13 protein-coding genes are annotated in these 12,119 nt (G+C 72.2%); 4 read left to right on the forward strand and 9 right to left on the reverse strand.

The window, feature by feature from the left end:
* Positions 1-346: 346 nt before the first annotated feature.
* The 3 genes from ACWC5O_RS28425 (at position 347) to ACWC5O_RS28435 (ending at position 2,843) form a co-directional block, all read left to right on the forward strand.
* Complete coding sequence (locus tag ACWC5O_RS28425) at positions 347-1,441, forward strand: NADase-type glycan-binding domain-containing protein (RefSeq protein WP_450590014.1); 1,095 nt, start codon at positions 347-349, stop codon at positions 1,439-1,441.
* A gap of 147 nt (positions 1,442-1,588) precedes the next feature.
* A complete protein-coding gene (locus tag ACWC5O_RS28430) occupies positions 1,589-2,479 on the forward strand; it encodes an NAD(P)-dependent oxidoreductase (RefSeq protein ID WP_450590015.1) in 891 nt (296 codons plus the stop codon).
* Between the two features lie 88 nt (positions 2,480-2,567).
* The gene (locus ACWC5O_RS28435) at positions 2,568-2,843 is read left to right on the forward strand and encodes a DUF1876 domain-containing protein (protein ID WP_389176052.1); all 276 of its coding nucleotides are present in this window, start codon (positions 2,568-2,570) and stop codon (positions 2,841-2,843) included.
* 59 nt (positions 2,844-2,902) lie between these two features.
* On the opposite strand, the gene ACWC5O_RS28440 is transcribed toward ACWC5O_RS28435, so the two are convergent.
* The 7 genes from ACWC5O_RS28440 to ACWC5O_RS28470 all read right to left on the reverse strand — a co-directional run bounded on the left by ACWC5O_RS28440 (position 2,903) and on the right by ACWC5O_RS28470 (position 8,123).
* On the reverse strand, positions 2,903-4,063 hold the full coding sequence (locus tag ACWC5O_RS28440; RefSeq protein WP_450590088.1) for a serine hydrolase domain-containing protein: 1,161 nt from the start codon (positions 4,061-4,063) through the stop codon (positions 2,903-2,905).
* An 87-nt stretch (positions 4,064-4,150) separates the two neighbouring features.
* A complete protein-coding gene (locus ACWC5O_RS28445) occupies positions 4,151-4,411 on the reverse strand; it encodes a hypothetical protein (RefSeq protein ID WP_450590016.1) in 261 nt (86 codons plus the stop codon).
* 100 nt (positions 4,412-4,511) lie between these two features.
* Entirely contained in the window at positions 4,512-4,916 is a 405-nt protein-coding gene (locus ACWC5O_RS28450) for an organic hydroperoxide resistance protein (RefSeq protein WP_450590089.1), read from the reverse strand.
* Positions 4,917-5,094: 178 nt separating this feature from the next.
* Positions 5,095-5,571, reverse strand: coding sequence for a MarR family winged helix-turn-helix transcriptional regulator (locus ACWC5O_RS28455; protein ID WP_450590017.1), 477 nt, complete (start codon positions 5,569-5,571; stop codon positions 5,095-5,097).
* A complete protein-coding gene (locus ACWC5O_RS28460) occupies positions 5,568-6,329 on the reverse strand; it encodes an energy-coupling factor ABC transporter ATP-binding protein (RefSeq protein ID WP_450590018.1) in 762 nt (253 codons plus the stop codon). Before ACWC5O_RS28460 ends, ACWC5O_RS28455 begins: the two co-directional genes overlap by 4 nt.
* Positions 6,317-7,078 (reverse strand): cobalt ECF transporter T component CbiQ, encoded by a 762-nt coding sequence (gene cbiQ / locus ACWC5O_RS28465; RefSeq protein WP_450590019.1) that lies wholly within the window; start codon positions 7,076-7,078, stop codon positions 6,317-6,319. Before cbiQ ends, ACWC5O_RS28460 begins: the two co-directional genes overlap by 13 nt.
* 1 nt (position 7,079) lies before the next feature.
* A complete protein-coding gene (locus tag ACWC5O_RS28470; RefSeq protein WP_450590020.1) occupies positions 7,080-8,123 on the reverse strand; it encodes an energy-coupling factor ABC transporter permease in 1,044 nt (347 codons plus the stop codon).
* Positions 8,124-8,272: 149 nt separating this feature from the next.
* Between ACWC5O_RS28470 and ACWC5O_RS28475 the strand changes: the two genes are divergently transcribed.
* A complete protein-coding gene (locus ACWC5O_RS28475; protein ID WP_450590021.1) occupies positions 8,273-8,608 on the forward strand; it encodes an SsgA family sporulation/cell division regulator in 336 nt (111 codons plus the stop codon).
* A gap of 38 nt (positions 8,609-8,646) precedes the next feature.
* Here ACWC5O_RS28475 and ACWC5O_RS28480 read toward each other — a convergent pair whose 3' ends face one another.
* Positions 8,647-10,311 carry a penicillin-binding transpeptidase domain-containing protein gene (locus tag ACWC5O_RS28480; protein WP_450590022.1) on the reverse strand — a complete coding sequence of 555 codons (1,665 nt, stop codon included), beginning with the start codon at positions 10,309-10,311 and terminating at the stop codon, positions 8,647-8,649.
* Positions 10,312-10,406: 95 nt separating this feature from the next.
* Positions 10,407-12,044, reverse strand: coding sequence for a penicillin-binding transpeptidase domain-containing protein (locus ACWC5O_RS28485; protein ID WP_450590023.1), 1,638 nt, complete (start codon positions 12,042-12,044; stop codon positions 10,407-10,409).
* Positions 12,045-12,119: the final 75 nt, after the last annotated feature.

Consider the following 12,119-nt stretch of genomic DNA (forward strand, 5'->3'; position numbering starts at 1 on the left):
CGGCAACTGCGGCGCGTACCTGGGCTGGTCCGACTCCAGCACACCCTCTCCGGCGGCCCCGGAGCCGTCCGCGCCGAACACATCTCCGGCGCCGGCGCCGTCGGCCTCGGGTACGCGTGCGGCGCCGGAGCGGTCGGTCCCGGGTACAGGTGAGGCGCCGGAGCCGTCGGCTTCGGGTACGCGTGCGGCACCGCAGCCGTCGACCCCGGGTACACCTGCGCCGCCGGAGCCGTCGACCCCGTCCTCGGAGCCTCTGTCCGAGTCCGCCTCCGCGTCCGCGCCCGCCTCCACGCCCACCTGCACCTCATCGTTGCGACACCGGCTGACCGGCCGCGGCCGCGGTGAGGTGAGGGGGACGAGCACCCCGGATACCGAGGGCTCCGGCGCCGCCCCCGGCCGCACCGAGACCACCCCACCGCCCCAGTCCGCTGCGAGCGAACCGCCCGCAGCCCGCGGCCCCGCCGCTGCCACGACGAACGAACCGCTGGCCGCCGACGGCGAGGACGCCCCACAGGGGCCACCCGCACCCGACGATGAAATCCGCACGGGTGGTGCGGGTGGGAACAACCCGGCCGAAGGCGAAGCCGAGGCCGCCGTACCCCCCACCCCACCCGCTCCGACCATCCCGCCCCGCACGCCGCAGGCACCCGCACCCGTCCCGGACCCCATCGGCCCCGTACGCCCCGCGAAACCCGTGGCCCCCCGCCCCGTCGTACGACCAGTCGCTGCGCCGGACGAAGGAACGGGACGCCCCTGCCCCGCCTGCGGCACCCTCAACCAGCCGGAACGCCGTTTCTGCCGACGCTGCGCCGCCGAGCTGACGCCCGCCGCAAAGCCCGCCCCGCTGCCGTGGTGGCGAACGGTATGGCCGTTCCGCCGCCGGACCCGCGCGGGCTCCGGCCGCGCGTTCCGGTTCTTCGTGATCCTGGCCGTCGTACTGGCGCTGTGCGCAGGCGGCTTCCTGCTGCTGCCGGCCGGACGCGCCCTGTTCGAGGACACCCGGGACAAACTGGGCAAGGCCAGGTCCGTGACCCCGGCCGAGGTCAAGGCGAGCGCAGAGGTGCACGGGCATCCGGCGACGGACACCACGGACGGGCTGAGCAACCGCTACTGGGGCGCGCCCGGGCCGGGCGCCTCGGTGACCTACACCTTCCGCAAGCCGTTCCGGCTGGTCGACGTGATCATCACCAACGGCGCGTCCTCGTCTCCGGAGGATTACGCCCGCCAGGCACGCGCACTCCAGCTGGACATGGAGGTGACGACGCAGGACGGCGAGAAGCACCACAAGGAGGTCACCCTCAGCGACAAACCGGGGCCCCAGACGATCCCCACCGGGATCAGCGACGCGAAGACGGTACGCCTGGTGCTCCGCTCGCCCGTCGGTCTGACCCGGGGCCGCCACCTGGCCCTGGCGGAGGTGGAGTTCTTCCAGCGGAGCTGACGACCCGCCGAGCTGGCCCGGCAGATCCCGAACCCCATGCTCGACGGACTGGTCCGCGCCGCCGCCGGAAAGGAGCGGTCCTGAGGGGCGTCCGTACGAAGATGATCGCGGACGACGAGGCAGGAACCGTACGACAGGGAGCCGTCAATGACCGACAAGCCGAGCGTCAGCGTCCTGGGCACCGGCATCATGGGCGCCGCCATGGCCCGCAACCTCGCCCGCGCCGGACTCGGGGTCCGGGCGTGGAACCGTACCCGCGAGAAGGCCGAGCCGCTGGCCGCGAACGGGATCCGGGTCATGGGCACGCCCGCCGAGGCCGTCGAGGGCGCCGACGTCGTGCTGACCATGCTGTACGACGGCAACGCCGTCCTGGAGGTCATGCGCGAGGCCGCCCCGGCGCTGCGTCCGGGCACGGTGTGGGCACAGTGCACCACCGCCGGGGTCGAACTGGTCGCGGAACTGGCCGCCTTCGCGGACGAGCACGGGCTGGTGTTCTACGACGCCCCCGTCCTCGGCACCCGCCAGCCCGCCGAGGCCGGTCAGCTGACCGTGCTGGCCGCCGGGCCCGAGGAGGGCCGGGATACGGTCACGCCGGTGTTCGACGCGGTCGGCGCCAGGACCGTGTGGACCGGTGCGGACGGGGCGGCGGGCAGCGCCAGCCGGCTGAAGCTGGTCGCCAACAGCTGGGTCCTCACGGCCACCGCGGCGGCCGGTGAGGTACTGGCCCTCTCCGAGGCCCTCGGCGTCGACCCGCAGGACTTCTTCGACCTGATCCAGGGCGGCCCGCTCGACATGGGATACCTGCGGGCCAAGGCCACTCTGGTGCTCGACGGGAAGCTGACCCCGGCGTCGTTCGCCGTGGCCACCGCCGCGAAGGACGCCCGGCTCATCGTCCAGGCGGCCGAGCGGGGCGGGGTCCGGCTCGACGTCGCCGCCGCGACGGCCGAACGGCTCGCCCGGGCCGCCGCGCAGGGGCACGCCGCCGAGGACATGGCCGCTGCCTACTTCGCCAGCTTCGACGAGAAGTCGGGCGACTGAGACGGCCCGAAACAGCGACCGGCCTCCACATGACGTTCCGCGCGCGCGGGAGCACCCTGGTATCAGCGGTTCTCCGGAGGTGGTCGACATGATGCACACCGCTGTGGGTTGGCACGTGGAGCTGGAATTCCAGGAAGACGACACGCACACACGCGCCGTCGCCCTGGTGCGCTTGCCCGACGGCAGCGAGGTCCGGGCCCACGGGAGCGCCAGCCGTCACCGCGTCGACTCGAACCAGCCACGGGTCGGCGAGGAGATAGCGGGCGCCCGCGCGCTCAACGAACTGGCCATGCAGTTGCTGACCAAGGCTCACGGGGAGATCGACGCGGCGTCCGGCCGGACCTCGCATCCGATCAACGTGTGACGCCCGAGGGGCGCGTGCGGCGCCGCACGCGCCCTGGGCAATTGCCCTGCGCGAGCGCACTACGCGAGCGCCGTACGCACCGCCCGCACCAGCGCCTGCGCCCTCGGGTCCGCCGTCACGCTCTTCCTGAAGCCGTTGGTGACATAGCCGAAGGCGATGCCCGTCTCGGGGTCGGCGAACGCGAGGGCTCCGCCCCGGCCCGGGTGGCCGAAGGAACCGGGGGAGAGCAGCGGTGACGTGCTGCCGTGCAGCATGTAGCCGAGGCCGAACCGGGTGCCCACGACGAGGATCCGGTCCGGTCCGGCGGACTGCTCGGCGCGGGCCAGCTCCATGGTCCGGGGGGTGAACAGACGTGTGCCGCCGTCCACTTCCCCGACGAGCGAGGCGTAGAAGCGCGCCAGGCCGTCGGCGGTGGCGATGCCGTTGGAGGCGGGCAGGGCGGCCGCACGGTAGGAGGGGGCGTTCTCGTCCGGGAGCGGGGTGATCGCGGCGAAGGCGCGGCGGGTGAGGGAGTCGGGGTCGGCGTAGGCCGCGGACACGGACCGCTTCGGGCGGGTCTTCAGCTCGCCCGATGTCTGGGGTGCCTCCACGGGTCCGACACGGCCCACGCGCGCCTGCTCCGCCGCGGGCAGGCCGAGCCACAGGTCGGCGCCGACCGGCGCGGCCATCTCGTCCGCCACCCACGCGCCCACCGGTCGCCCGGTGATCCGCCGGACCAGCTCGCCGGTGAGCCAGCTGTAGGTCTGCGCGTGGTAGCCGTGGTCCGTGCCCGGCTCCCACACCGGCGCCTGCGCGGCGACGGCCGCCGCCCCGAGGTCGGGGTCGGTCGCCTCCACGGGGGTCAGCGGGCGGTCCAGCACGGGCACGCCGGCGCGGTGCGCGAGCAGGTGCCGGACGAGCGTGCGCTCCTTGCCGGCCGCTTTGTACTCGGGCCAGTACGTGCCGACCGGGGCGTCCAGGTCCAGTTCGCCGCGCTGGTGCAGCAGCAGGAGCGCGGCCGCGGCGACCCCCTTGGTCGCGGAGCGCACGATCTGCGCGGTGCCGTGCTCCCAGGGGGCCGTACCGTCCACGTCCCTGGTGCCGCCCCAGAGGTCGACGACCTTCCGGCCGTCCCGGTACACGGCGACGGCGGCGCCCCGCTCCCCGAGCAGCGCGAAGTTCGCTGCGAACGCCTCCCTGACCGGCTCGAAGCCCTCGGTCACCGTGCCGTTCACGTCCACATCCACGCCCGGTCCCTCCACTCGCTTGCGACCATGAGTGAAACACGGGTGTGTGGCCTTGGATTCCTCGGCGGGTGGTGATATCGGCTACGGTCCGGCGCTCTCCGGCCCGTCCTCGTACCCGGCCGGGACCACGTCCTGTGGCTCGTGCGCCGACCGGAGGCGGCGCCTGACCTCCAACGGGTCGTGGTCGTACCGGTAGACGGAGACCCCGTCGAGGGCGCGCAGTTCCAGCTCCTCCTGCCAGACCGTGTGCTCGCCCCACCCGCCCTCACGCGACCAGTGGCCGTGCGTCTCGCCGGTCAGCTCGGCCCAGGTGTACGCGCGGCACGACCAGAACTTCCGCACCACGACGCCCCTGCGGAACCGGTACACCCCCCTGCCCCGCCCGCACGGGCGACACCGGCGTTGTACCCGGGACGCCGTGCTGCCACCCGGGCGCGGGGGCTCAGCCCAGCAGAATCGTCACGTCGATGTTCCCGCGCGTCGCGTTCGAGTACGGGCACACCTCGTGCGCCGCGTCCACCAGCTTCTCCGCGATCTCCCGGTCCAGGACCGGCAGGGAGACGCTGAGGGCGACCGCGAGGCCGTAGCCGCTGTGCTTGTTCGGGCCGATGCCGACCTTCGCGGCCACCGTGGAACCGGTCAGGTCGTAGCCCGCGCGGTTGCCGACCAGGATCAGCGCGTTGTGGAAGCAGGAGCTGTAGCCGGCCGCGAACAGCTGCTCCGGGTTGGTGCCGTTGCCGTCTCCGCCCAGCTCCGGCGGCATCGCGACCTTCAGCTGGATCTGGCCGTCCTGACTGGTGACAAAGCCGTCCCGGCCACCGTGGGCGGTGGCCTCGGCGACGTACATGATCTTCGTCGGACGGGTGTCGACAGCGGCGTCAGCGGTGACATCGGTCAAGGTTGGCCTCCCCCAGGAAAAGTGGCGCACAAGTACATCGTGCACAAGGTACTGGCTGGTATGTCAGCGCATGGCAGCAGGGGGTGGCAACCGTGGGTAACGCGAGATCGGCGCCGGTCAGTGCCGGTCAGCGCCGGTCGGCAGCCGCGTCGGCCCGCTCGGTGAGCTTCCACAGCTCCTCGCGCAACCGCGCGATCTCCTGTGTTTCGAGCCCCGTGGTCGTGAGCAGTGCGCCGGGCACGCGAGCCGCGCGCTCCCTGAGCTGCTCCCCGCGCCCGGTGCACGCGACGAGCACCGAGCGCTCGTCGTCCGCCGCGCGCTCCCTGTGCACCAGACCCGCCCCCTCCAGCCGCTTCAGCAGCGGCGAGACGGTGCCGTAGTCCAGGCGCAGGGCGCCCGCCAGCTCCTTCACGCTGGTCTCACCGCGCTCCCAGAGGACCAGCAGCACGAGGTACTGCGGGTAGGTGAGCCCCAGGTCGTCGAGGAGCGGGCGGTACGCGGCGGTCACGGCGCGCTGGGCCGCGTACAGCGCGAAGCACAGCTGGTCGTCCAGCAGCAGCGACCCGGCGGCCCCTTTGTCGTCTCGGTCGTCTTGACGCGTCACGCGCCCATTGTCACGGACTTCGGGTCGAAGCCGAACGGCAGCTCCAGACGGTGCGCCCGCATCAGCGCGTCGTCGGAGAGCAGCTCGCCGGTCGGGCCGTCCGCCGCGATCACGCCGTCGCTCAGGATCAGCGAGCGCGGGCACAGCTCCAGGGCGTACGGCAGGTCGTGCGTGACCATGAGCACGGTCACGTCCAGGGAGCGCAGGATGTCGGCGAGTTCGCGCCGGGAGGCCGGGTCGAGGTTGGAGGACGGCTCGTCCAGGACCAGGATCTCCGGCTCCATCGCGAGCACGGTCGCGACGGCGACCCGGCGGCGCTGGCCGAAGGACAGGTGGTGCGGCGGCCGGTCGGCGAAGTCCTGCATGCCGACCCGCTCCAGGGCCGTGCGCACCCGCTCCTCCAGTGCGGCCCCCTTGATGCCGGCGGCGGCCGGACCGAACGCCACGTCCTCCCGCACGGTCGGCATGAACAGCTGGTCGTCGGGGTCCTGGAAGACAATGCCGACCTTCTGCCGGATCGCCGCCATGTGCTGCCTGCCGACGGGCAGCCCGGCCACGGTCACCGTGCCGGTGCCGCCGCTCAGGATGCCGTTCAGGTGCAGGACGAGGGTGGTCTTGCCGGCGCCGTTCGGACCGAGCAGCGCGACCCGTTCGCCGCGCCCGATCGAGAAGTCCACGCCGAACAGGGCCTGATGGCCGTCGGGGTAGGCGAAGGCGAGGCCGGAGACCTCCAGGGAAGCAGTACTCACAGAACCCATCCCAGCAGACAGACGACGAGAGCGGCGCAGGGGAGCGCGAGAGCGTACGACCACTGCGCCCGGGACGCGGTCACCTCGTCGATGACCGGCATCGAGCCGGCGTACCCCCGGCTCACCATGGCCAGGTGCACGCGCTCCCCGCGCTCGTAGGACCGGATGAACAGCGCGCCGGCGGACTTGGCGAGCACCCCCCAGTGCCGTACGCCGCGCGCCTCGAAGCCGCGCGACTCGCGGGCGATCCGCATCCGGCGCATCTCGTCGGTGATGACGTCGCCATAGCGGATCATGAACGAGGCGATCTGCACGAGCAGCGGCGGCAGCTTCAACCGCTGCAGCCCGAGCAGCAGTTCGCGCAGCTCGGTGGTGGCGGCCAGCAGCACGGAGGCGGCGACGCCGAGCGTGCCCTTGGCGAGCACGTTCCAGGCGCCCCACAGCCCGTTCACGCTGAGCGAGAGGCCCAGCACGTGCATCCGCTCGCCCTCCGCCACGAACGGCATGAGGACCGCGAACGCCACGAACGGCACCTCGATCAGCAGCCGTCCGAGCAGGAAACCGGCGGGCACGCGCGCGCGGTACGCGACGTACCCGAGCAGGACGGCGTACGCCGCGAACGCCCACATCGCCTCGCGCGGGGTGGACACCACGACCACGACGAAGGCGAACGCGGCCGCCAGTTTGGTGTGCGGAGGCAGGGCGTGCACGGGGGAGTGCCCGTGCCGGTAGAGCCGGTGCGCGTGTCCCGCTCCCACGTCACACGCCCGTGTTCACGGGCGAGACGTCCGCGCCGCGGCGCCTGCGCACGGCCCAGAACACCGCGCTGCCCGCGACGACCGTGACACCGACGCCGATCACGCCCGCGAGGCCGCCGGACAGCCGGGCGTTCGAGACGTCCTTGACGCCGTAGCCGGCGAGCGGGGAGTCGTCCGCCGCGTGCTGCCCGGTCTTCTTGTCGATGCCCTGGTCGTGCGCGACCTTCTCCAGGCCGTCGGGGTCGGCGGAGGCGTAGAAGCTCACGAAGCCGGCGAGCACCAGCGACGCGACCAGTCCGGTGATCCACAGGGTGCGCCTGGAGGTGCGTGCCGCCACCGGCGCCGTGGGCGCCGGGGCGTCCACCAGCGTGCCGTTCACGCGCAGCTTGAGCCGCTGCTGCAGGCCGCGCGCGCCGTGCACCAGGTCCGGGCGTACGGCGATGACGGCGCTCACCGTGAGCGCGGTGATCACGGCCTCGCCGATGCCGATCAGCACATGGACGCCGATCATCGCGGTCGCCACCTTGCCGAGGGCGACGTCCGTGGTGCCGCCGATCGCGTACATGAGCGTGAAGGCGACGGCGGCGGCCGGCACGGAGACCAGCGCGGCGACGAAGGAGGCGACCGTGACCGAGCGCCGCTTGCGGGGCAGTACGGCGAGCAGCGCGCGGAAGACGGCGTACGACACCACGGTCGTGACGATCGCCATGTCGGTGATGTTCACGCCGAGCGCGGTCAGCCCGCCGTCCGCGAACAGCACGCCCTGCATGAGCAGCACGACCGACACACACAGCACGCCCGTGTACGGGCCGACCAGGATCGCGGCGAGCGCACCGCCCAGCAGATGGCCGCTGGTGCCGGCCGCCACCGGGAAGTTCAGCATCTGCACGGCGAAGATGAACGCCGCCACCAGACCGGCCAGCGGGGCCGTCCGCTCGTCGAGTTCGCGGCGGGCGCCACGCAGGCTCACCGCCAGGGCGCCGGCGGCGACCGCTCCGGTGACCGCGGAGGCGGGGGCGTCGATGAATCCGTCAGGTACGTGCACCGTACGATTTTAGAGGGTTGTTGCGAACCTTTTGCAAGAGAGACATTGTCTCGCTTCCTCGCCGGGCGCGAACCGGAAAATGTGGCACATTGGAGAGAAAGCGGATTCACATCCTCCGTGTAGGTCACAGAACGTGAGAGGGCGGTCCGATGTCTGTAGTCGAGCAGTACGCGCGCGCCCACATCGTCACGGACGAGGAGGACCCGGGGGCCGTACCCGTAGTACTGCGGTACGACCCCGACACCGATCCACGCTCGGTCCGGGTCGGCCTGCCCGGACCGCACGAGTGGACCTTCTCGCGCGCGCTGCTCGAACGGGGACTGCGGTCGCCGGCCGAGAGCGGCGACGTACGGGTGTGGCCGTGCGGACGCGTCCAGGCCGTCGTGGAGTTCCACTCCGCGCACGGCGTGGAGGTGGTGCAGTTCGAGTCGAAGGCGCTGCTCCGGTTCCTGCGCCGGACGTACACCGCCGAGCCCGTCGGCTGACGCCTCCCGGACCGCTCAGCCGCCCGGCTCAGGCAGCGTCAGCCGCCCAGCTTCAGCAGCGCCGCGACGATCGGCCCGGCCGTGTCGCCGCCGTGGCCGCCCGCCTGGACCACGCCCGCCGCGGCGAGGTCGCCCCGGTACGCGGTGAGCCAGCCGTTCGGCTTCTTCTGGCCGTCGACCTCGGCGGAGCCCGTCTTGGCGCCGTAGTCCGGGCCGAGGCCCGCCATCGCCTTGGCCGCCGTGCCGTACGCCGCCGTGTACTGCATGACGTCCTTCAGCTGGGCCTGCGTCTTCGACGACATGGTGCGCGAGGCCTTCGCCAGCGTGCGGTGGTCCACCGAGGGGGCCACCAGGTACGGCTGGCGGAAGACGCCCGACTCCACCGTCGCCGCCACCGACGCCATGTTCAGCGGGTTCATGCGCACCCCGCCTTGCCCGATCAGCGAGGCGCCCATCTGCGCGCCGCTCTGCACCGGGACGGAGCCGTCGAACGACGGGACGCCGATGGCCCAGTTGTCCAGGCCGAGGCCGTAGACCTCCTGGGCCTCCTTCGTCAGGTCGCTGTTGGACAGCTTCGGCGCGAAATTGATGAAGGCGTTGTTGCAGGAGGCCCCGAAGCTCAGCTTGAACGTGCCCTTCTTGATCTCGGAGTCCGCGTCGTTGTGGAACGTCCAGCCGGCGAGCTTGTACTTCTTGGGGCAGGGGTGCGACGCGTCGGGGGTGACGAGCCCCTTCTCGAACAGCATCGTCGACGTCACGATCTTCATCGTGGAGCCGGGCGCCAGGGAGCCCTGGAAGCCGGTGTTGAAGCCGTGCCCGCTGTTGGCGACCGCGAGGATCTCACCGGTCGACGGCCGCACGACCACCACCGAGGCCCGCGGCCGCGTCTCGACCTGCTTCTCGGCGGCCGCCTGGAGCGTCGGGCTCAGCGTCGTCTTCACCGTGCCCGGCGTGCCCTTGCTCAGCTCCACGAGCGTCTTGTCGGACAGCTTGGCCGCCACCGACGCCTTGCCGCGCACCACGCGCAGCTCCACGCCCGCCTTGCCGCCCGCCTTCTTGCCGTACTTCTCCCGCAGTCCGTCCAGGACCGTGCCCAGCGACGGGTACGCGGCGGTCGTCAGTTCCCCGCCGTCGCGGTCCAGCGCCTTGACCGGCGGGGTGCCGGACTCGCCGGTGACGAGCGTGTCGCCGTCCTTCAGGTCCGGGTGGACCACCGAGGCGTGCCAGTCGACCAGCGGCTTTCCGTCGCTCGCCCGCCGGACCACGGTGAGCGAACTGCCGTACGCGAGCGGCTTGCTCAGGCTCTGGTACGACACCGTCGCCTTGACGGAGAACGGCACCTTGGCGCCGGTGGCGGTGCCGGCGGTGAGCGTGACGTCCTTCAGGTGGGCGTCCTTGGTGTAGCCGGTGAGCAGTGCGGTGGCGGCGGACGGGTCGTCGGTGGCGGCCGCCGCCTCGGTGGTCCGGCCGTGCTGCCAGGCGGTGAGGAAGCGGGTGGAGGCCGTGCGGACCTCGGCGGCGGTGAGCGGGCCGGTCTTCACGGTCTTGTGGTCGGCCGTGGACGTTCGCTCGTCGGCCGCCGCGCCGCCGCCGTACAGAGCGTAGACGCCGAACCCGGCACCGCCGACAACCACGGCGATCATTCCGCCGAGCACGGCGGGGTTGGTCTTCCGTCGCTCGGCGACGCGTCTTCTCTTGCCCACTTCCTCAGTTCCTCCGCGCCTTCCCCAGGGTCCCCGCAGCCCTCACACACCCAACGACGGCAACCACATTAAGGTCCCCGCCTTTGCGGGTGATATCAGCCCGCATTCCGTAGCACGCTTGCGACAATCGGCCCGGCCGCGTCGATGCCGTGTCCGCCGTCCTGGACCATGGCCGCGGCGGCGACGTCGCCCCGGTACCCGGTGAACCAACTGTCCGACTTCGCCTGCCCGTCGGCCTCCGCCGAGCCGGTCTTCGCGCCGATGTTCCCGCCGAGCCCGGACATGACCCCGGCCGCGGTGCCGCTGGTCGCTGTGCGATTCATCATGGCGCGCAGCTGCTGGACGGTGCTCCGGGACAGCCCGCGCGCGCGTGCCGGTTCGCGGTGGTCCAGGCTCAGCGGGACGATCACCGGCTGCCGGAAGGTGCCGGTCATCGCGGTCGCCGTGACGGAGGCCATGTTGAGCGGGCTCATCTGGACCTGGCCCTGGCCGATCAGGGCGGCCGCGGTGTCGGGGCCGCCGGCGGCGGGGACCCGGCCGTCGAAGGACGGGACGCCGATCCGCCAGTTGTTCTGCCCGAGTCCGAACCGCTCCTGTGCCTCCTTGGTGAGGGTGTCCACCTCGACCTCGTCCGCGAACTTCACGAACGCCGTGTTGCAGGAGCGCGCGAAGCTGTCGGAGAGGGTGGCGTGCTCGTCCGGGGTGAGGTCCTTGAGGTTCTGGAAGGTCTGGCTCTCGGAGACGGCGGACGGCGGACAGGGTGCCGGGCCGTTCGCGGTGGTCAGGCCGTTGTCGATGAGGGCCGCCGCGCTGATGATCTTCATGGTGGAGCCGGGCGGCCGCTCACCCAGGAGGGCCGCGTCGAAGCCGTCGTCGCGGTGGTTGGCGACGGCCAGGATCTCGCCCGTGCTGGGCTTGACGGCCACGAGGGACGCATCGGCGTACTTCTGCACGGCCGTCTCGGCCGCCGCCTCGGCGCTCGCGCTGAGCGTCGTGTGCAGCTTGCCGGGCCGCCCCTTGGCGAGGGTCAGGAGGGTGGTGTCGGCCGCGGCTTCCCCGGTCGCCGCGTCCTGATGCCGTATCACCAGCTCCACGCCGGCCCGGCCGCCCGACTTGTCGCCGTACCGTTTGCGCAGCTCGTCCAGGATCGGGCCGAGGGACGGGTACTTCTCCGGCGTGAGCACCTTCCCGTCCCGGCCGACGGCCTCGATCGGCGGGGTCGCGGACTCGCCCGTCATCAGCGTGTCCCCCTTGCGCAGCCGCGGATGCACGACGGAGGGCTGCCAGTCGACCAGCGGCCGGTACGAGGTCCTCCCGCGCACGACGTTCAAGCGGCTCTCATAGCTCAACGGTTGGGTCCTACCCCCGTACGACACCGTTGCCTCGACCGTGAAAGGCACGGTCGTGCCGGTGGCCGTACCGGGCGTGATGTGCACCTTGGTGATGTGCGCGTCGCCCCCGTACGCCGTCAGCAGCTCCCGCGCCGCCCCGGGAAAGTCGGTGTACGCCGCCGCGGTCGAGGCGTCGCCCTTCTCCCAGGCGGCGAAGAACTTCGCGGTCGTCTCCCTGACCTCCGCGCTGCTCGGCGGACCGCTCTCCACAGCGGCCGGCCCGCCGCCCGTCCCCGCGTCGCCGTTCAGCGCGGACACGATGTTGTAGGCGCCGTACCCGGCCCCGCCCAGCACGACCGCACACACGCCGCCTATGACGGCACTCTTGACTCCCCTGCGCATCGCGCGAATCCTCCCCGTTTTCCCCGTTGAACGCGTTCAAAAACACGTCACAGAGGAACTGTAAGCGGCTGCGGG

The organism is Streptomyces sp. NPDC001450 (assembly GCF_053597295.1).